Genomic DNA, 20,010 nt, shown 5'->3' on the forward strand with positions numbered 1-20,010 from the left:
GTGTTCCAGGGCCTGACCGCGGCCTGGCGCAAGGGCGAGGACGTCTACGCCGAGGTCACCCTCCCCGACCACGCCCACACCGACGCCGCCCGCTTCACCCTCCACCCCGCCCTCCTCGACGCGGCGAGCCATGTGGACCTGCTGAACGAGGACGAGTCCGGCACGACGCAGCTGCCGTTCGTGTGGAGCGGTGTGAGCGTGCACGCGGCCGGGGCGACCTCGCTGCGGGTGCTGCTGCGCCGGGTGCGCGGCGAGGAGGTCACCGAACTGCGGGTGGCGGACGCCGCCGGGCAGCCGGTGGCCACGGTGGGGCAACTGGTGTCCCGGCCGGTCGCCGCCGGGCAGCTCGGCACGGCCTCCTCCGTCGACGGGCTGCACCGCTTGTCCTGGGTGCCCGGTCCGGCGCTGGAGCCGTCCGGTGCCGAACTGCCGCGGCTGGACGCGGTGTCGGCGGCGGCCGGGGATGTCCCGGAGCTGGTGCTGCTGGACGTCGAGAGCGGTGGCCCGGGTGCGGCCGGTGCCCGCAGCGCCGTGCACACGGTGCTGACGGCGGTGCAGCAGTGGCTGGCCGACGAGCGGTTCGCCGGTGCGCGGCTGGTCGTGGCCACCCGTGGCGCTCGCGCCGTCACGGCCGGCGAGAGCCCCGATGTGGCGCAGTCTGCGGTGTGGGGCCTGGTCCGCGCGGCGCAGGCGGAGCACCCGAACCGGCTGGTCCTGGTGGACCTGGACGGCACCGAGGCGTCCGCCCGGGCCCTGCCCGCGGCCGCGGCCTCGGGTGCGCCGGAGCTGGCGCTGCGGGCGGGCAAGGCACGCGTCGAGCGCCTGGAGAAGGCCGCCGCCGGTTCCGGCGCGAGCCCCTGGGACGCTCGGTCCACGGTCCTTGTCACCGGCGGCACGGGCGGTCTCGGCGCGCTGGTCGCCCGCCACCTGGTCGCCGAGCACGGCGTGCGCCACCTGCTGCTCACCAGCCGGCGCGGACCCGACGCCCCCGGCGCCGGCGGCCTGCGCGAGCACCTCACCGCCGCCGGCGCCACCGTCACCCTCGCCGCCTGCGACGCCGCCGACCGCGACGCCCTGACCGCCGTCCTGAACGCCGTCGACCCCGCGCATCCGGTACGCGGCATCGTGCACGCGGCGGGTGTGGTCGACGACGGGCTGATCGCCTCGCTCACCCCCGAACGGTTCGACACCGTGCTGGCGCCCAAGGCGGACGCCGCCTGGCACCTGCACGAACTGGCCGGTGAACTCGGCCTGGACCTCAACGCGTTCGTCCTGTTCTCCTCGACGACCGGGTTCCTGGACAACGCCGGACAGGCCAACTACGCCGCCGCCAACACCTTCCTCGACGCCCTCGCCCAGCACCGCGCGGCTCAGGGCCTGGCGGCCACGTCGCTGGCCTGGCACCTGTGGGAGGGCGATGGCATGGGCGCTGCGCTGGACGCGTCCGTGTTCGAGCGGCAGCGCAAGCTCGGCACCCCGGCCATCAGCGCGGAGGAAGGGCTCGCCCTGTTCGACGCGGCGCTGGGGTCCGGCGAGACGCTGCTGGTGCCGCTGCGGATCGACACGGCGGCGCTCGCCGCGGCCGGTGACGTGCCCAGGCCGCTGCGCGGCCTGGTGCCGGCCGGCCGGTCCGCGGTCCGGGCGGCGGCCGCGGCCGCGGCCGCGCCAGCAGCCGGGGCTGTGGAGCCTGCCGTGGAGCAGGGCCTGGACGAGCGGCTGGCCGGCCTCACCGAGGACGAGCAGCTGCGGATCCTGCTGGACGTCGTACGGCTTAAGGTCGCGGCCGTACGGCACGACGACCCGAACGCCATCGACATGAGCCGGGGCTTCACCGAGCTGGGCCTCGACTCGCTGGCCGCGATCGAGCTGCGCAACCTGCTCGGCACCGAGACCGGGCTGCGGCTGCCGGCCACGCTGATGTTCGACTACCCGAACCCCGAAGTGCTCGCGACGTACCTGCTCGACGAGCTCGCGCCGCCGCGGAGCGAGCCGGCCCTCGAAGCCGGGGCGAACGGCGACACCGGCGCCTTGGTGAGCGCCATCGCCGACATGGACATCGGTGATCTGGTCCGCACGGCCCTCGGGGCCAAGAAGTCCCAATGAGGCGGAGGTTGGGAGCAGTCATGAAGACCGACGAGATCGTCGAGGCACTGCGCGCGTCCCTGATGGACAACGAGCGGCTGCGCCAGGAGAACGAACGCCTGGCGCAGGCCACCGCGGAGCCCGTCGCGGTGGTGGGGATGGCGTGCCGGTTCGCCGGCGGCGTCGACACCCCCGAGGACCTGTGGACGCTGCTGACGCAGGAACGCGACGGCGTCACGCCCTTCCCCACCGACCGGGGCTGGGACGTCGACCGCCTGTACGACCCGCAGAACGCGGCGCCCGGCACGAGCATCACCCGCCACGGGGCCTTCCTGCACGAGGCGGCGGACTTCGACGCCGAACTGTTCGGCATCTCGCCGCGCGAGGCGCTGGAGATGGACCCGCAGCAGCGGCTGCTGCTGGAGACCGCGTGGGAGACCATCGAGAACGCCCGGATCGACCCGCTGTCCCTGAAGGGCAGCCGGACGGGCGTGTTCACCGGGCTGATGTACCACGAGTACGAGGGTGCCAGCACCGGCGGCAGCCTGATCAGCGGCCGCATCGCCTTCACCCTGGGCCTGGAGGGCCCGGCGGTCACCGTCGACACCGCCTGCTCGTCCTCGCTGGTCGCCCTGCATCTGGCCGCGCAGGCGCTGCGCACGGGCGAGTGCGCGCTCGCCCTGGCCGGCGGGGTGACCGTGATGGCCTCGCCGGAGACGTTCCAGTACTTCACCAAGCAGCGCGGGCTCGCCCCGGACGGCCGCTGCAAGTCCTTCGCCGCGGCGGCCGACGGCACCGGCTGGGGCGAGGGCAGCGGCATGCTCCTGCTGGAGCGGCTGTCCGACGCCCAGCGCAACGGCCGCCGGATCCTGGCCGTCGTGCGGGCCTCGGCGCTGGGCCAGGACGGCGCGTCCAGCGGTCTGACGGTGCCGAACGGCCCGGCACAGCAGAAGGTGATCCGGCAGGCGCTGCAGAGCGCCGGCCTGGCCAGCGCCGATGTGGACGCGGTCGACGCGCACGGCACGGCCACCAAGCTGGGCGACCCGATCGAGGCGCAGGCGCTGCTGGCCACCTACGGCCAGGGCCGCGGCGAGGACCGGCCGCTGTGGCTGGGCTCCGTCAAGTCCAACCTGGGGCACACCCAGGCGGCCGCCGGGGTGGCGTCGATCATCAAGATGATCCTCGCGATGCGCCACGGCACGCTGCCGAAGACGCTCGGCGTCGACGAGCCGACCCCGCAGGTCGACTGGGACGCGGGCCTGGTCCGGCTGCTGACCGAGGCCCGGCCGTGGCCTGAGACCGGACGTCCGCGCCGGGCCGGTGTGTCCTCCTTCGGCATCAGCGGCACCAACGCCCACGTGATCCTCGAACAAGCGCCGCAGTGACGGGAGTTGTTCTCATGCAAGCGCCTGCGCACACACCGACCCTGGAGGACCGGATAGCCCCGGGCGAGTTCCGGCGCGTCCTTGGCCACTTCTGCAGCGGGCTGACCATCATCACCTCGCTCGCCGCGCGGGCCGGGGTCCAGCGGGCGGAGCCGGTCGGCTTCACCTGCCAGTCCTTCGCCTCGCTGTCCCTTCAGCCGCCGCTGGTGACCTTCTCGGTCGCCCGGACCTCCTCGACCTGGCCGCGGATCGAGCCGTCCGGCGCGTTCTGCGTCAATATCCTCACCGCCGGCCAGGAGGCGCTGTGCCGCTCCTTCGCGGTCAGCGGTGCCGACAAGTTCGCGGGCGTCGACTGGACGCCCGCTGCGGCTACCGGTTCGCCGGTGCTGGCGGGCTCGCTCGCCTGGGCGGACTGCACCCTCGAGGCGGTGCACCCCGGAGGGGACCACTGGATCGTCGTCGGCCGGGTGCGCGCGGCCGCTGTCGCCGACTCCGACGCCGCCGGCCCCCTGCTGTTCTACCGCTCCGCCTTTCACCGTCCCGCGGCCTGACCTCGTCCCAGCCCAGCCCAGCCCAGCCATCAAGGAGTACACGTCATGCGATTCGGCATCCTCTACCACCACCAGCTGCCCCGTCCGTGGGAGGAGGACAGCGAGGAGCGGCTCTACAACGAGTCGCTGGAGCAGATCGAGCTGGCCGACCGCCTCGGCTTCGACTACGCGTGGGCGACCGAGCACCACTTCCTGGAGGAGTACTCCCACTCCTCGGCTCCCGAGGTCTTCCTCGCCGCGGCCGCCGCCCGCACCCAGCGGATCCGTCTCGCCCACGGGATCGTGTCCCTGCCGACCGCGGTGAACCACCCGATCCGGGTCGCCGAGCGGCTGGCCACCCTGGACCTGATTTCCGGCGGGCGCGTCGACTTCGGTACCGGCGCGGGCAGTTCGCAGCTGGAGCTGGGTGCCTTCGGTGTCGACCGGGACAGCAAGAAGGAACAGTGGCAGGAGTCCCTTCAGATCGTCACCCGGCTGCTGACCGAGACCCCCTTCACCGGCTACGAGGGCCAGTGGGCCAGTGTGCCGCCGCGCAACCTGCTGCCCAAGCCGAAGCAGAAGCCGCACCCGCCGCTGTGGATGGCCTGCAGCGCCCGTACGACCATCGAGACCGCGGCCCGCAACGGCATCGGCGCGCTGTCCTTCTCCTTCGTCTCCCCCGAGGAGGCCAAGGAGTGGGTCGACACCTACTACGGCATCATCGCGTCCGAGGAGTGCGTGCCCGCGGGCAAGAGTGTGAACCCGAACTTCTCGGTGGTCTTCCCGTTCATGCTCCACCCGGACGAGGAGACCGCCCTGGACCGCGGTCTGGACGGCGCGCACTTCTTCTCGTACTCGCTGATGCACTACTACATCACCGGGCAGCACCGTCCGGGCGTCACCGACGTGTGGCAGGACTTCCAGAACAACCGCGCCGCCGTCGGCCTGACCCGCGAGCCGCTCCCGGCGGCGGACGGCGAGGAGCCCAGCGCCGAGGCCAAGGCGATGCTGGAGCAGATCACCTCGCTGCGCCGCGGTATCGGCACGCCGGAGCAGATCGCCGACACCATCCGCCGGTACGAGGCGGCCGGCGTCGACCAGCTGATCTTCTCGGTGCAGGTCGGCAAGAACCGGCACGAGCACATCCTTGAGTCGCTGGAGCTGTTCGCCCGCGAGGTGATGCCGGAGTTCGTGGAGCGCCGCGAGGCCCGCGAGGCCGCCAAGCAGGAGCGGCTGGCCGTCGCGGTGAAGGAGGCCCTGGGCCGCATCACCGAGAACCCCGCGGACGTCTCCGACTACGTGATCTCGCCCGAACTGGGAGCCTGAGGATGGCCACGCAGACGACCATCGGGACGGGGGCCTGGATACGGCGCTTCCATCCCGCGCCCGACGCCCCGCACCGGCTGGTCTGCTTCCCGCACGCGGGCGGCTCGGCGTCGTTCTACTTCCCGGTCTCGCGCGCCATGTCACCGGGCGTCGACGTCCTGGCCGTTCAGTATCCCGGCCGCCAGGACCGGCGCCAGGAGCCGTGCCTCGACAGCATCGGCGCCCTCGCCGACGCGCTGGTGGCCGAGGTGGGCCCCTGGTTCGACCGGCCCGTCACCTTCTTCGGACACAGCATGGGCGCCTCTGTGGCGTTCGAGCTGGCGAGCCGGCTTCAGGCGCAGGGGCTGGTGCTGCACGGCCTGTTCGCCTCCGGCCGCCGCGCCCCGTCCACGCCCCGCGACGAGCGGGTGCACCTGAAGGACGACGACGGTCTCATCGCGGACATCACCCGGCTCAGCGGCACCGACACCCAAGTGCTGGGCGACCCGGAGATCCTGCGGATGATCCTTCCGTCGATCCGGGCCGACTACCGCGCCGCCGAGACCTACCGCTGGACGCCGGGGCCGCGGCTGAGCTGCCCGGTGTTCGCCCTGACCGGCGACGACGATGCCCAGGTGACGCTCGACGAGGCGCGCGCCTGGTCCGGCCACACCACCGGCCCGTTCACCCTCAAGGTGTTTTCCGGCGGCCACTTCTACCTCAACTCCAAGGCGGCGGAGGTGATGGCCGCGATCACCGGACACCTGCGCTGACCCCCGCCCCCGAGACCGCGGTACCCGGGCCACCTTCCTTCCCCCGTCGGTGGCCCGGGTACCGCTGCGTGCACAGCCGGCCTCAGCGGCCCTGGCGGATCGGCTCCCCGACGCTCCTGAGGTGGCGCAGGGCCTGTCGGTGCGAGGCGAGCAGCCCGCTCTGGCGGTAGGGGATGCCCAGCTCGGCGCAGTACCGCTCGGTGAGAGCCTGGGCCTTGCCGAGGGCGGGCGTCGGCATGCTGGGGAACAGGTGGTGCTCTATCTGGTAGTTCAGCCCGCCCATGAAGACGTCGACGAACAGGCCGCCTTGCACATTGCGGGAGGTGATGACCTGGCGGCGCAGGAAGTCGAGCCGCATGCCCTCCTCGATCATCGGCATCCCCTTGTGGTTGGGAGCGAAGACCGAGCCGAGGTAGATCCCGAACAGGCCCTGGTGGACCGCGATGAAGGCCAGCGCCTTGCCGGGTGAGAGAACCGCGAACAGGGGGCCGAAATACAGGACGAAGTGCACGACGAGGAGTATTCCCTCCAGCACGGGCCGTTTCATCGACGGGTGGCGCAGCGCCCGGAAACTGCTCAGGCTCAGATTGAGCCCCTCCAGCGTCAGCAGCGGAATGAACAGCACGGCCTGGTGCTTTCCGATGAAACGGGGCAGCCCCCTGGCCCTGCTCGCCTGCCGCCGCGACCACACCAGGATGTCGGGCGAGACGTCCGGGTCCTTCTCCTCGTGGTTGGGATTCGCATGGTGGCGGGTGTGCTTGTTCATCCACCAGCCGTAGCTCATCCCCAGCAGCACGTTGGCCGTCAGCAGACCACCGATCTCGCTGGGCCGCCTGCGGGAGAACACCTGCCGGTGGGCGAGGTCGTGGGCCGCCAGCCCGAGCTGGCCGAAGACGACGGCCAGCGCCGCGGCGACGAACAGCTGGAGCCAGCTGTCCCCCAGCGCCAAGAACGCCGTGACGCCCGCCCCGAGCGCCCCGGCCACGGCCGCGAACCGCACCGTGTAGTAGACGGGGCGCCGCTTCAGCAGCCCGGCCTCGGCAATGCGGCGCGACAGTTCGGAAAAATCACTGCCCGTTTCCCGTTCGCGCGTGGTTGAGTCCGCCGTCAGCACTGTTGGATTCGCCATGCGCCCCAGTATGTGGACGGTTTTTCGGGCGCAGAATGGCGTCTGCCCCCTAAGCAGGGTGTAGGTACCCCCACCATCGGAGCACGTTCTCCCCCAGTCCGTGGCCGTCTCCAAAGGCGCCCTGCCGGATCTCCAAGGTTTCTCCAGCGAATCCTGCGACGGTCGCTTTCCACGACCGACGCATTCCGGGAGGCACCGCATGTCCGTGTCCGTGTCCGAACGAGCCGGGGCGGGCGGCCCCGGCTCGCCGCCCGGCCCGGCCAGGTCCGCGGGAGCGCGTACCCGGCGGCGCGGCGCCGCCCTCGCGGTGATCGCGGGCTGCAACGCGATGATCCAGCTGGACGACCCGATCGTGAACATCGCTCTGCCCGGCATGCGCGCAGACCTGGGCCTCTCCGCGGTCGGCGCCTCGTGGGTCCTCAGCTCCTATCTGCTGGCCTTCGGCGGACTGCTGCTGCTGGGCGGCCGGGCGGGCGACCTCCTCGGCCGCCGCAAGGTGTTCCTCGCCGGGGTCGCGGTGTTCACCGCGGCCGGCTGCGCGCGGGCGCTGGCCCCGTCCGCAGAGGTCCTGATCGCGGTGCGCGCCGTGCAGGGCCTGGGCGCCGCGTGCGCCGCGCCGAGCGGGCTGGCGCTGCTGCTGAGCACGTTCGCCGAGGGCGCGGCCCGCAAGAAGGCGATCGCGGTGTGTACGGCGGTGGGCGCCCTGTCCACGGCCGGCGGCCTGCTGCTCGCGGGCGCGCTGACCTCGCTCGGCTCCTGGCGCTGGGTGCTGCTGCTCAACGTGCCGCTCGGCGTGGCGATCCTGCTGCTGGGGCCGCGTGTGCTGGAGGAGACGGCCCGCAACCGGGGCCGGCTGGACGTGCCGGGCGCGCTGCTCGGCGCGGCGGGCGCCGCGTCGCTGGTCTATGCGCTGGCCCGGGCCGCCGACCACCCGTGGGGCGAGGTGACGGTGGCCGTCCCGCTGCTGGCGGGGCTCGCGCTGCTCGCCGTGTTCGCGGCCGTTGAGTGCCGTGCCGAGCAACCCGTCGTCGTACCGCGGCTGTTCGCGGACCGGGACCGGGTCCTGGCGTATCTGGCGACGCTCGCCGTGCCGGGCGCCCTGGTCGGCGCCTACTTCTTCCTGAGCCAGTCCTTCCAGCAGCGGGGCGTCTCGCCGCTGGCCACGGCGTGCGCGCTGGTGCCGGTGCCGGTGACGATGGCCGTGATGGCGGGGGTCGCCGTGCGGATCGAGCGGCTCGTCGGGCCGAAGCGGCTGATGGCGCTGGGCGCCACCGCGCTCGCCCTGGGCAACCTGCTGCTGGCCGGCGCCGGCGGCGACGGCCCGTACGCGCTGCGGGTGCTGCCCGCCCTGGTGCTGCTCGGCACCGGCATGGCCTGCTGTGTCATCCCGCCGACCGTGCTGGCCACCTCCGGGCTGCGCGGCGACGAGGCGGGTGCGGCCTCCAGCGTGCTCAACTCGGTTCAGGCGCTGGGCGGTTCGCTCGGCGTGGCGCTGCTGGTCACCGCCTCGTCGGGGCGCGAGACGTTCACCGGCGCCATGTCCGCGGGCTTCACGGCGGGCGCGGTGTTCGCGGTGGTCGTCCTGCTGGCCGCGCTGGCGATCAGGCGGCCCGCCCGGAACCCTGCCCGCCCGGCGCCGCGTTCGCGGTGAACAGGGCGGTGCCCACCGCGACGGGGGTGGGGCCGTAGGCGATCCGTGCGGTGATGCGTGCGCCGAGAGAACTCCGGGTGATGACGGACGCGGCGCGCGCCCGCACAAACGCGGCCGGCCGGCCGCCCGCGCCGAAGAACGCCTTGGCCTGCAGGCGCTGCATCCGGGTCACCGCGTCGCAGACCGGGCGGCGCGCCGTCTCGAACGCCGCGAGCCGCTCCCGCCGTACATCGCCCGCGGCCAGGGCGCCGACGAGGACGGGGTGCAGGACCGCGGCGTCCTGGAGGGCGAGGTTGATGCCCTGGGCGCCGAGCGGTCCGTGGGTGTGGGCGGCGTCGCCGACGAGGACGAGTCCGTCGCGCGTCCAGGTGCGGGCACTGGCGGCGAACACGTCGAGCAGGGTCAGGTCCCCCAGGCCCCTCAGATGCTCGTGCAGCAGGTCCGCGAACTGCGGGAGCGCGTCGGCCAGTTCGCGTTTGATGGCGCCGATGCCGGCCGCGGCGGCCCGGTGCCAGCTGCCGTGCGGCAGGGTCCAGCCGAGCCGCAGCCGGTCGGGGTGGGTGTCGTGCACGAGCACCGCGGCCGGGCCGGCGCGGTGGACGCGTACCCGCCCGGTCGCCCGCCCGGGCGCGGGCAGGGTGAACCATGCGACGTCGTGGTCGAAGGCCTCGCCGCGGCCGGCGTCGATGCCGGCCAGGGCGCGGGTCTTGGAGAACCGTCCGTCGGCCGCGACGACCACGGACGCGCGGATCCGGACCCGCCGGGTGCCGAGCCGGGTGACCTCGGCGCCGGTGCAGCGGCCGTCCTGTTCGGTGAGGGCGCTGATGCGGTGCCCGTCGAGGTAGGTGAAGCCGGGCAGCCGGCCGCAGGCGGCGAGGAGTTCGTGAAGCAGGTGCGGCTGCGGCAGGGCGAGCAGCGTGTTGTGCGGGGCCGGCAGCCTGCCGTAGTCGATGTCCAGGAGCACCTTGTCGCCGTCCAGGACCTGGAAGCCGGCCAGGGCGCGGGCGCCGCGCCGCCGGGCCCCGTCGAGCACGCCCAGCTGGTCCAGGAGCTGCTGGCCGCCGGGTTGCAGGATCTCGCCGTAAAAGTCGCGGCGGAAGGCGGTGGAGCGTTCCGCGAGCACGACGCGCACGCCGGACCTCAGCAGCATCAGGGTCAGCGCCAGCCCGGCCGGGCCCGCGCCGACGACCAGGACGTCGGTGCGCACGGTGGTGTCCTGCCACGGGGACCTGGCCATGGCTCAGACCGCCGCCGCCCGTGCCGAGAGCAGCCCGTTGACCAGGGCCAGGTACTGGCGGGGCGTCTCGGCGGCGTCGATGGCCTCCTCGTCGAAGGTGATGCCGTGCTCCCGCTCGATGCGGCCGGTGGTCTGGAGCATGGCCAGGGAGTCGTAGCCGAGGTCGAGGAACGGCTTGTCCAGGATGTCGCCGTCCAGGTCGGTCCACTCCTCCTCCCCCGCGCACTCGCGCAGCAGCGTGACCAGGTCGCTCAGTTGAAGACGCTCCATCGTGATCTCCTCGGTCGGTACGGAAAGGCCCGGGGCGAGTGTTCGCTGCCCGGGGCGCGGGGTGGGGTCAGTGGGCCGCGCGCAGCACGACGGCGGAGTTGAAGCCGCCGCGGCCGCGGGCCAGGACCAGCGCGCAGCGCAGCACGAGGCCGCGGCGCGGGCCGCCGCACACCAGGTCGACGGGGCAGTCGGCGGCGGGCTCCCGGGTGCCGGGGGTGGGTGGTACGACCTGGTCGCGCAGGGCGAGCAGGGCCGCCGCGAGGTCCAGCGCGGAGCCGCCCGCCAGGAGCCGCCCGGTCATCGCCTTGGGCGCGGTGACCGGGACTGCGTACGGGCCAAAGAGCGCGGCGATCGCCTGCGCCTCGGCACGGTCGGCACCGCGTTCGCCCGCCGCGTCCGCGAACACCACGTCGACGTCGGCCGGTTGGGCCCCGGCGTCGGCGAGGGCGAGCCGGGCGGCGTCGCCGAGCCTTGAGGTGCCGGCGCCGTCGAAGGTGGCGGCGTATCCGGCGAGGGCGGCGTAGGGGCGGGCGCCGCGTTCGCGGGCGCTGTCGGCGTCCTCCAGGACCAGCATCGCGCCGCCCTCCCCGGCCGTGTGGCCGCGGGCGTCGGCGGCGAAGGGCAGGTAGGCGCGTTCGGGGTCGTCGGCCGTGGACAGGGCGCCGTCCGCGAGGCGGGCGGCCCAGCCCCAGGGGCACAGCGCGGAGTCGGCGCCGCCGGTGACGACGAGCCGGCCGCCCTTGCGGATCTGGCGGCGGGCCTGGGCCGCCGCGTCGAGGCCGCCCGCCTGCTCGCAGACCAGGACGCCGCTGGCGCCCCGGGTGCCGTGCCGGATGGAGATCTGGCCGGTGTTGACGGCGTTGAACCAGGCGAACGCCTGGTAGGCGCTGACGTGCCGGCTGCCCTGGCTCCACAGCGCCTGCAGTTCGCGCTGCCCGAACTCGAAGCCGCCGGCGGAGCTGGCGGTGACCACGCCCGCCGCGTCCTGGGGCAGGGCGGCCAGGTCGGCCCCCGAGTCGTCGACGGCCTCCTTGGCCATGGCCAGGGCGAGCCGGGTGACCCGGTCGGTCTGCGGCAGCAGCCTGCCGGGCACGTGCTCCTGGTCGGCGAAGGCGGGCACCTCGCCCGCGATCCGTACCGGATACCCGGAGGCGTCGAATCGGGTGACCGGCCCGACGGCGCTGCGGCCGCGCAGGGCCGCGGCCCACCAGGCCTCGGTGCCCAGGCCGCCGGGCGCGGCGATGCCGATACCGGTGAACACGGCGGCGGGGCCGCTCATGCTGCCTCCTTCAGCCGGGGACGGGTGAGGACCATCGCGCTCTGGAAGCCGCCGAACCCGCTGCCGACGCTGACGACGGTGTCGGTGCGGTGTTCCCGGGCGGTCAGCGGGGTGTAGTCGAGGTCGCAGGCCGGGTCGGGTTCGTGCAGGTTGGCCGTCGGCGGCACGGTGTCGTGGGTGATGGCCAGGGCGCACGCGGCGACCTCCAGGGAGCCGATGGCGCCGAGCGAGTGTCCGATCATCGACTTGATGGAGCTGACGGGGACCTCGTAGGCCCGCGTGCCGAGGCTCTGCTTGAAGGCCGCGGTCTCGTGCCGGTCGTTCTGCTTGGTGCCCGAGCCGTGCGCGTTGACGTAGTCGACGGCCGATGCGTCCAGGCGGGCCTCGTCCAGGGCGCGCGAGATCGCCCGGGCCATCTCGTTGCCGTCGGGCCGCAGCCCGGTCATGTGGTAGGCGTTGCTGAGGCTGGCGAACCCGGCGATCTGCGCGTACACGCGGGCGCCGCGCCGCCGGGCCCGCTCGGCCTCCTCCAGGACGAGGACGGCCGAACCCTCTCCGAGCACGAAGCCGTTGCGGCTGCGGTCGAAGGGCCGCGAGGCCGTGGCGGGCTCCTCGTTGCGCGGGCTGGTGGCCCGGATCGCGTCGAAGGAGGCGACGGAGATCGGGGAGATGGGGGCCTCGGTGGCACCGGCGAGCATGACGTCGGCGCTGCCCTCGCGGATCAGCTCGACGGCGTGCCCGACCGAGTCGAGCCCGGAGGTGCAGCCGGTGGACACCAGCGCGACCGGCCCCTGTGCCCCGGCGTCGAGGGCCACCTCGGCGGCCAGCGAGCTGGGCACGAAGTAGTCGAACAGGTGGGGTACGGCCCGCTCGTGGTCGACGTTCCACCGCTCGCCCCGGTCGCTGAGGCGGGCGTACTCGCGGTCGAGGCCGGTGGTGCAGCCGACCGCGCTGCCCAGGCTCACCCCGGTGCGCACCGGGTCGAGTTCGCCGACGCCGCCGCTGTCCGCGAGCGCCTCGCGGGCGGCGACCAGGGCGAACTGGGCGGCGCGGTCGAGCCGTTCGCCTTGTTCGGGGGTGAGCCCCTGGGCGGTGGGGTCGAAGTCGGCCTCGGCGGCGATGCGGGAGCGGTAGCCGGTCGCGTCGAAGAGCGAGATGGACCGGGTGGCGGTGCGGCCGGCGGTGAGCAGGTCCCAGAACGCCGTGGTTCCCATCGCTCCCGGGGCCACGACCCCGATCCCGGTGATGACGACACGCCTCATCGGCTGTTCCTCACGGTCGTTGGCGCGGGCGGCGGGGCTGGGGGCAGCAGGCGCCGTGCCACCCGGCAGGCGCGCCCCACGATCTTGGGCGCCTGGTGTCCCCGTACGAAGAAGTGGTCACCGTCGACGGTGCGCCGCACGACGGGTGCGGTGCTCCAGCGCTGCCAGCCGCCGAGCGTCGCGGGCCGCACGGCCCGGTCGCCGGTGGCACCGAGCACGAGCAGCGGCACGCTCAGCGGACCGCCCGTCAAGGGGTCGACGGCGGCCGCGCGCAGGGCGGCGGCGAGCCGCAGGTCGTCCCTGAGGACCGGCAGCACGGCCCGGTGCCATACCCCGCCGGGGGCGATCGCTGCCGGGCCGGGCAGCGCGCCCAGGTCGGCCAGCAGGCGCAGGAGTTCGGGGGTGGGGGCGTCGGCCGCGTGCAGCAGCGCGGGCGGGTCGTCGGGCGGCGGCGTGGCGCCGAGCGCGACGAACACGGGCTGCGGCAGCCCTGTGTCGGCGAGCACCCGGGCGAGCGTGTAGGCGACGAGGCCGCCGAGGCTGTGCCCGTACAGCGCGAACGGGCCCTGGTCCGGGCCGCGTGGGGCGATGACGTGCAGGAGGTCGGCGACGAGCTGGTCGCGGGTGGTGATGCGTGCCTCACGCCGGCGGCTCTCCCGGCCGGGCAGGGACAGCGGGACGATCTCGGCGCCGCCACCGCCGGGGGCGGGCCAGCGGTTGAAGCTGCTGACACCGGCGCCGGCGTGGGCGAAGCAGTACAGCGTCACGGGCCGGCCGTCGGGCATGGCGCGACCTCCCTTCCCGGACACCGTCTCGCCCCCTGTGGGCGTTCCTGCGATCGAGGCTCACCGACGGCCCTGGAGAAGCGCTTGAGAACCCGTCAGGCATGCCCGGAGCGGCCACGGCTCGAATGAGCCAAACAGGCACCCGCCGAACGGCACGTCCGCAGGCCGCGGAACCGGTAATTGGCGCGAAAACAACTGGGGAGGCATGCCACGCTCCGAGCGCGAGGGCACAGGCGGCGCATGCGGGAGGGCACGACAGGAGCGGTACACCGCGTACACCGCGTGCACGGCGGTGCAGGGCGGTGCAGGGCGGTGCAGGGCATGCGCGACGCTCCGGTGCACGGCGCGATGCGCCCGCCCGCGAAGGACCGGTACGGGAGAAGAGCCCGCGCTCGGGGGCCGGTCACAAGCCGTGGCCCACCGGGCCGTTCGCCGTCGGCGGCACACGGGCCCGCACCGCGGTCCGTGGACACGCGCGACAGCCGTGTCCCGGGGCGGCGAAAGACGCGCCCGCGGCCCGCCGGGGGCCGCCCGTGGGGCAGCCGGTCCCGGCGGACCGTCAGGCCGCGAAGAGGTCGAACGTCGACGTGCGCCGTCCGGCCAGCACGTCCAGCTGCGGGTCCACGGCAAGCATGGCCTGGTGCAGCCGCTGAAGCTGCGGCGACGGCTCCACGCCGAGATCGTCGATCAACCGCATGCGCAGCTTGCGGTAGACCTCCAGCGCCGCCGCCTGCCGCCCGGACCGGTACAGCGCCACCATGACCTGCGAGTGCAGCCCTTCGTGCTGCGGGTGACGTGCCGTCATCTCGGTGAGCTCGGCGATCAGCTCGGCATGCCGGCCGAGCCTGAGATCGGCGTCGATACGCCGCTCCACGGTGACCAGCCGGCTCTCCTCCAGCCGCCTGACCTCGATCTCCAGGATCGGCCCGACGCGTACGTCGACCAGGGCCGGCCCCTTCCACAGGTCGAGCGCGGTGCGGAACCTGCCGGCGGACACCTCGTTGTCCCCCGTCTCGAAGGCGTGCTGCCCCTCCCGTATCAGCCGCTCGTACTCGAACACGTCGACGCCGGCCTCGGGTATCTGCAGCAGATAGCCGCCGTGCCGGGTGGCCAGCACATCCTTGGCGCTGCCCGGGGTGCTGGGGCCCATCGCGGTGCCCAGCCTCCTGCGCAGCTGGAGGATGTACGTCTGCAGGGTGGTGAGCGCGCTCTGCGGCGGCTCGGTCCCCCAGATCTCCTCCATGAGCATCGGGACGGGCATGACCCGCCCCGGGTAGAGCGCCAGCAACGACAGAATCTGCCGCGGCTTGCCCGCAGTAGGAACGATAGATCCCCCGTTGACCTCGGCACTCAGCGGACCCAGAACCTGAATCCTCACGGTTTCCTCCGTAGTGGTCGAGCTCTTCGTCCTGTTCCTTTCGTTGGCCAGAAATCTGCGCCGTGACGCACGCTAGCCGGGTCCGTCCCCGGCACGCGATTTTCTGTAGCCGACCTCTAGCGGACTTCCAAGTGCGTTATTGACCGGGTGAGTTCATGTGCTAAAGAACGCTTGCACAGACACTTGAATCGAACTGTTGATTCCGCCGTCCGCCGCTTCCTCGCCGTTATCGTCGGGCTAATCCGGTGCACCCCGACAACCCCTGTCCGGACGGAGACACGATGGAATCCCCCAGCCCCGCTCCGGACCGCCCGCAGCGCCCCGGCACGGCCGATGGGCTGCGGCTTTTCGTCTTTCCGCAGGCGGGCGGATCACGCCTGACGTATCGGGACCGGCCGGGCCTCTTTCCCGCTGACTGGCGGCTGCGCATACCGTTCGCACCGGGCCACCGGCCGCTGCTGGACGGCCCGCCCATCACCGACGGCGGCGTTCTCGTCCGTCATTTCCCCGACCGGTTCGGACCCGAATTCGCCGACGCTCACACGCCGTTCGCGTTGTTGGGGCACAGCAGGGGTTCTTGGATCGCTGACGAGCTCACCCGCGGGCGTGTTGCCGGGGGCCCAGCCGCGCCCGTGTGGCTGGGAATCTCCGCGTGCGGGGCCGGGCGGCGGGCCGCCGCGAAGGCCCCGGCGGCGGGCCCGGGCCTGTCCGACGGCGCACTGCGCGGCCGGCTCGCCGCTCTCGGCGGCACCGCCGCCCAGGTGCTTGAGGACCCGCAGCTGTGGCAGGTGTTCGCCCCGGCGATCCGCGCCGGCCTGGCCCTGCTGCACACCTGGCGGCCCGCCCCGGCCGCCGGGCGGCTGCCGGTGGTGCTGTCCGCGTTCACCGGCGCCCGGGACGCGGCGGCACGCGCGCAGAGCGTGGCCGCGGGGGCCGGACGCAGCCGGCGCCTTGTCGGGCCGCACGTCTTCGACGGCGGCCACTGGTGCTTCCAGGACGATCCCGCCGCGCCGGCCGGCCGCGTCATCGCCGACGCAGGCACCGCCGTACGCGCCGACGTGCGCGCCGCCGTGTGCATCAAGCCCGCGGCCGCGGGTGCCCGGTGAACGGCGCGGGCACCGAGTTCCGCATCCTGGGGCCGGTGGAGGTGCACGACGCGCCGGCCGGGCTGCGCGTGGTGCCGCCGGGCGCCAAGCAGCGGGCGCTGCTGGCCTCGCTCGTCGTCGAGGCCGGCCGCGTCGTGTCCGCCGAGCGGCTCGCGGACGAGTTGTGGGGCGACGGCCCGCCGCGCCGCGCCGCCAACGCGGTGCAGGCCCACGTGGCCCGGCTGCGGCGGCTGCTGGGCGGCCCGGCGCGGGAGCGGGACGCGGCGCATCACGCGCGGATCGTCACCGGGCCCGGGGGCTACCTGCTGCGGCTGGGCCGGGCGACGACCGACGCCGAGCGGTTTTGCCGGCTGTCGGCCGAGGGGCGCGCCGCCTGCGCCGACGACCCGGAGCGGGCCGCCCGTCTGCTGGACCGGGCGCTGTCCCTGTGGCGCGGCCCGGCGCTCGCGGACTGCCGCGGCGGCCCCCTGTGCGCGGCGGAGGCCGACCGCCTGGAGGAGCAGCGGCTCACCGCGTTGGAGACGTTCTACGAGGCGCGGCTGCGCTCCGCCCGGCCCGAGGGCATCACCGGCGAGCTGGAGCGGCTCGCGCAGGAACACCCGCTGCGGGAGCGGTTCTACGACCTGCTGATGGTGGCCCTTGACCGCGCGGGCCGCCGCTCCGAGGCGCTCGCGGTCTTCGAACGGGCGCGCCGCCGGCTCGCCGGCGAACTGGGCGTCGAACCCGGCCCGTTGCTGCGCGGCCGCTGGCAGGCCCTGCTGCGGCACGAGCCGCAGGAAGCCGCCGGCGCCGGGCCCGAACTGGCCCGCATCGGCAGGCGGCTGGAGGAGATCTCCGGCGAACTGCGGGAGCTCACGCTGCGTTTCGAGCAGCTGGCGGCGGATGACGGCCCGCGGTCCGGGCCGGCCGGCGCCCTCGCACCGCTGAGGCGCCGCTGAGGTGTCGGCGCTCACGCCGGGGTCCGGGCCCCGGCCCCATCAGCGCGCGGCGGGTGCGCCGCGGCGGCCCTCGGCCGGTTCGGGCAGGGCGATACGGTGCGGGGCCGCCCTGCCCCAGGGGAAGCCGTGGTGGAGCTGGAGCACCGCGTCCTGGTCCGCACCGGCCTGAACGGCCACGGCGGCCAGGACGTCGGGCACGGGTTCCAGCTCGACGAACCGCCACCGGCCCGCCGGGTCGTCCGCGGGCGGCCAAAAGCCCAGCACGCCACGGTCCTCGGCCAGGTCGAAGGCGAACTCGTCGAAGGGCAGCCCCAGTCCCAGACCGCGCGCCTTGGAGTACGCCTCCTTCAGCGTCCACAGCCGCAGCACCCGGCGCTCGCGCGGCCGTCCGTGGGCGGCCTGGGCCACCCATTGCTGTTCCTGGGGTGTGAACGTCTCCACGATGGTGTCGATGGCAAAAGCGTCCCGGTCGATGCGCTCGACGTCCACGCCGATGCGGTGCCCTCGTACCACGCCGAGCAGGTTGTAGCCGCTCGCGTGGGACAGGTTGAAGTCGAGGTGGGCCCCGCCGCGCGGCAGCCCGCCGTCCGGGGGCTGCAGAAAGGGCCGTCCCCTCGACGAGCGGAAGATGACGAGTTCGGCCTCCGCCAGGCCGGCCTCCAGCGCGAGGGCGCGGCGCACCAGGGTGTGCGCGACCAGGTACTGGCGGCGGTCCCGTTCGAACAGGAACCGGCCCGCGATCTCCTGCTCGTGCGCGTCGAGCCAGTGCGTGGCAAGGACGCCCGCCATGGCGGGGGCGAGGTCCTCGTTGGAACAGATCCACAGCTTCACCGGTGCGGGCACCTGGCGGCTTGGGTCCTGGGCGGCGTCGCGCTGCAGGGCCTGCGGTGCGCTCACCGTCATCGCGCCCGCTCCGGTGCCGTGTCCCGGCCGCTTGCCGTGTCCCGGCCGCTTGCCGTGTCCCGGCCGATCCACAGCGGCCGGGGTTCGAGCACGCTGGGGGGAAGCGGCACCACGGGGTGGGCGGGCACCGCGGCGCGGGTCACGTCGACTCCGGCCAGCCAGAGCCGGGCCAGCTGCTCCCAGCGCCGGCCGTGCCACAGGGCGGCCAGGTACTCCCGCGTCTCGGGCAGGTCGTCCAGCAGGGGCGGGCCGGCCGGCCGCGCGCGGGTGTCAGCGGCGCGCGCCCGTGCGCCGTCCCGCTCCGGCTGATCCGCGCGCCGCGCCGCGCCGTGCGGATCCTTGACGAAGTGGTCGAGGGCGGTGGCCAGGTGGGCGGCGTCCTGGGCGATCACCGCGAGCCGGCAGTCCAGCGCGGCGCGGCCGGACCTGAGTTCCCGGGCCAGCGCGCCGAGGCCGGGCACGGGAGGGGCCGGGTCCCCGCGCGCGGTGAGCCAGTTGGCCAGCCGCCGGGCCGTGGCGGCGAGGTGGGCCGGGGTGGGGGCCGACAGCAGCACCAGGTGCGGCCCCTCGCCGTCCGGGACGGGTGCGGGGGTGCGGCCCGGGTCGGGCAGATACTCCTCGACCAGGGCCCTGGCCTCGGTGCCGCCGGCGCCGCACACCACGACCTGGGCCGTGCGCGGCAGTTCAGCGCCGTCGCCGTCGCGCGCCCGTTCCCAGGCGGTGTCCCCGGCGGCCAGCATGCCCTCACGCACCTGCAGCACGGACCGCGTCAGCACCGCGGCCCCGGTGGCGGCCCCGGCATCCCCGACGGCCTGGCGCACACTGAGCGCCGACTCCCGCAGCACCCCGGCGCTGACGTCGGCGCAAGGTCCGTGCCCGCCGTGGCCCCCGTCGCCGTCCGGCCCCGCGCGCAGCGACGCGCCAGCCGGGAGCGCCTCGCTGTGAGCGCCGTGCCCAGCCCCTCGCCCGACATGGGCGACGGCCGTGGAGTGGACGACCGCGTGGATGGTGTCGCCGGCGGCTTCGGCGGCGGCGAGCGGCTTGAGCAGGACCGCTCCGATGCCCTCTCCCCCGCCGGGCAGGTGGCGTGCGGGGTGCAGGCGCAGCTCCACCCCGGCCACCAGAGCCGCCGCGCACTCCCCGGAGCGCAGCGCGCCGGCCGCCTGGTGCAGGGCGACGAGGAAGGAGGCCTCGCCGCAGTCGACGCTCTGGCTGGGCCCTCGCAGGTCGAGCAGCGCGGACAGCCGGTTGGGCAGGCTCCCGTGGCCGCGCGCGGGCAGTACGCCGTGGTCCTGGGCCCACAGGCCGGCGGCGAGCAGCGCGTAGTCGTGGGAGCCGGCGGCCACGTAGACGCCGAGGCTGCGCGGGTGCCCGTCCGCCGAGGCCAGCGTGTCCAGGCGGGCACCGGCCAAGCCGGCGTCCTCCAGCGTCTGCCATGCCATCGTCAAAAACAGCCGCTCCTGAGGGTCGATCAGGACGGCTTCCTCATCGGTCAGTGCGAAGAACGCCGCGTCGAACTCGTCCACCCCGTCCAGGAAGTGGCCGCGCCCCTGGGCCCGGCCGGCGTCCCGTCCGGGCGGCGCGGCCGCCGCGGTGTCGCGCCCGGCGCGCGCGTTGTGCCAGTAGGCCTGAAGGTCGGGGGCCTGCGGATAGCGGCCCCCGATGCCGATGACGGCGTACCGGCCGACCGTGGCCGTCCGGCCGCCGGACCGGTGGGCACCGGCGGCGGCCTCCCGCACGGCCGCCGGCGCGGCGGAGGCCGGCTGCGGCGGCATCTCGGCCCGCCGGGGCGCCGCAAGCGGCCCGTCCGGCCGGCCGGCCACCGGCTCTGCGAGGGCCGGCGCGAGGGCCGGGGCCGGCGGGGGGTCGGCCGCCGCCGGCGCCTGGGGTGCGGCGGTGGCCGGCGGTGTGCCGGTGAGCAGCGCCACCGCGCTGCGCCGGTCCAGGCTCCCGTCCTTGAACCTGGTCAGGATCTCCCTGTTGTCCATGCGTGCATG

16 protein-coding genes and 1 pseudogene are annotated in these 20,010 nt (G+C 74.5%); 8 read left to right on the plus strand and 9 right to left on the minus strand.

Features of this window, described 5'->3' with window-relative positions; all coding sequences use genetic code 11:
- From ACTWQO_RS44685 to ACTWQO_RS44705, 5 genes and pseudogenes are all read left to right on the plus strand, one after another.
- Positions 1-2,103 (plus strand): type I polyketide synthase (locus ACTWQO_RS44685; protein ID WP_443243134.1); only part of this gene is annotated, 2,103 nt, incomplete at its 5' end.
- Positions 2,104-2,123: 20 nt separating this feature from the next.
- Positions 2,124-3,461, plus strand: a pseudogene (locus ACTWQO_RS44690) (type I polyketide synthase); the annotation flags it as partial.
- A 20-nt stretch (positions 3,462-3,481) separates the two neighbouring features.
- Positions 3,482-4,018 (plus strand): flavin reductase family protein, encoded by a 537-nt coding sequence (locus tag ACTWQO_RS44695; protein ID WP_443243135.1) that lies wholly within the window; start codon positions 3,482-3,484, stop codon positions 4,016-4,018.
- Positions 4,019-4,063: 45 nt separating this feature from the next.
- Positions 4,064-5,323, plus strand: coding sequence for an LLM class flavin-dependent oxidoreductase (locus tag ACTWQO_RS44700; protein WP_443243136.1), 1,260 nt, complete (start codon positions 4,064-4,066; stop codon positions 5,321-5,323).
- Between the two features lie 2 nt (positions 5,324-5,325).
- Positions 5,326-6,075: a thioesterase II family protein gene (locus ACTWQO_RS44705; protein WP_443243137.1), complete on the plus strand. Its 750-nt coding sequence runs from the start codon at positions 5,326-5,328 to the stop codon at positions 6,073-6,075.
- A gap of 82 nt (positions 6,076-6,157) precedes the next feature.
- Here ACTWQO_RS44705 and ACTWQO_RS44710 read toward each other — a convergent pair whose 3' ends face one another.
- Positions 6,158-7,204: a fatty acid desaturase family protein gene (locus tag ACTWQO_RS44710; RefSeq protein ID WP_443243138.1), complete on the minus strand. Its 1,047-nt coding sequence runs from the start codon at positions 7,202-7,204 to the stop codon at positions 6,158-6,160.
- Between the two features lie 199 nt (positions 7,205-7,403).
- On the opposite strand from ACTWQO_RS44710, the gene ACTWQO_RS44715 reads away from it, so the two are divergent.
- Entirely contained in the window at positions 7,404-8,855 is a 1,452-nt protein-coding gene (locus ACTWQO_RS44715) for an MFS transporter (protein ID WP_443243139.1), read from the plus strand.
- Here the strand turns inward: ACTWQO_RS44715 and ACTWQO_RS44720 are convergent.
- The 6 genes from ACTWQO_RS44720 to ACTWQO_RS44745 form a co-directional block, all read right to left on the minus strand.
- Positions 8,806-10,092, minus strand: coding sequence for an FAD-dependent monooxygenase (locus ACTWQO_RS44720; protein WP_443243140.1), 1,287 nt, complete (start codon positions 10,090-10,092; stop codon positions 8,806-8,808). The two genes, ACTWQO_RS44715 and ACTWQO_RS44720, sit on opposite strands and share 50 nt — an antisense overlap.
- 3 nt (positions 10,093-10,095) lie before the next feature.
- A complete protein-coding gene (locus tag ACTWQO_RS44725; protein WP_443243141.1) occupies positions 10,096-10,362 on the minus strand; it encodes an acyl carrier protein in 267 nt (88 codons plus the stop codon).
- A gap of 67 nt (positions 10,363-10,429) precedes the next feature.
- A complete protein-coding gene (locus tag ACTWQO_RS44730) occupies positions 10,430-11,641 on the minus strand; it encodes a ketosynthase chain-length factor (RefSeq protein ID WP_443243142.1) in 1,212 nt (403 codons plus the stop codon).
- The gene (locus ACTWQO_RS44735; RefSeq protein ID WP_443243143.1) at positions 11,638-12,903 is read right to left on the minus strand and encodes a beta-ketoacyl-[acyl-carrier-protein] synthase family protein; all 1,266 of its coding nucleotides are present in this window, start codon (positions 12,901-12,903) and stop codon (positions 11,638-11,640) included. Before ACTWQO_RS44735 ends, ACTWQO_RS44730 begins: the two co-directional genes overlap by 4 nt.
- Positions 12,900-13,688, minus strand: coding sequence for a thioesterase II family protein (locus tag ACTWQO_RS44740; RefSeq protein ID WP_443243144.1), 789 nt, complete (start codon positions 13,686-13,688; stop codon positions 12,900-12,902). The genes ACTWQO_RS44735 and ACTWQO_RS44740 overlap by 4 nt, the downstream gene beginning before the upstream one ends.
- 559 nt (positions 13,689-14,247) lie before the next feature.
- The gene (locus ACTWQO_RS44745; protein ID WP_443243145.1) at positions 14,248-15,066 is read right to left on the minus strand and encodes an AfsR/SARP family transcriptional regulator; all 819 of its coding nucleotides are present in this window, start codon (positions 15,064-15,066) and stop codon (positions 14,248-14,250) included.
- A 281-nt stretch (positions 15,067-15,347) separates the two neighbouring features.
- Between ACTWQO_RS44745 and ACTWQO_RS44750 the strand changes: the two genes are divergently transcribed.
- Together ACTWQO_RS44750 and ACTWQO_RS44755 are read left to right on the plus strand one after the other, a co-directional pair.
- Positions 15,348-16,172: a thioesterase II family protein gene (locus ACTWQO_RS44750; RefSeq protein ID WP_443243146.1), complete on the plus strand. Its 825-nt coding sequence runs from the start codon at positions 15,348-15,350 to the stop codon at positions 16,170-16,172.
- Positions 16,169-17,110, plus strand: coding sequence for an AfsR/SARP family transcriptional regulator (locus ACTWQO_RS44755; RefSeq protein ID WP_443243147.1), 942 nt, complete (start codon positions 16,169-16,171; stop codon positions 17,108-17,110). Before ACTWQO_RS44750 ends, ACTWQO_RS44755 begins: the two co-directional genes overlap by 4 nt.
- 39 nt (positions 17,111-17,149) lie before the next feature.
- On the opposite strand, the gene ACTWQO_RS44760 is transcribed toward ACTWQO_RS44755, so the two are convergent.
- Positions 17,150-18,013, minus strand: a complete 864-nt coding sequence (locus ACTWQO_RS44760) for a 4'-phosphopantetheinyl transferase family protein (RefSeq protein ID WP_443243148.1) — start codon at positions 18,011-18,013, stop codon at positions 17,150-17,152.
- Positions 18,010-20,001 (minus strand): beta-ketoacyl synthase N-terminal-like domain-containing protein, encoded by a 1,992-nt coding sequence (locus tag ACTWQO_RS44765; protein WP_443243149.1) that lies wholly within the window; start codon positions 19,999-20,001, stop codon positions 18,010-18,012. Before ACTWQO_RS44765 ends, ACTWQO_RS44760 begins: the two co-directional genes overlap by 4 nt.
- Positions 20,002-20,010 lie beyond the last annotated feature (9 nt).

The sequence above is a fragment of the Streptomyces sp. 4N124 genome (assembly GCF_052245395.1).
GTDB lineage: Bacteria > Actinomycetota > Actinomycetes > Streptomycetales > Streptomycetaceae > Streptomyces.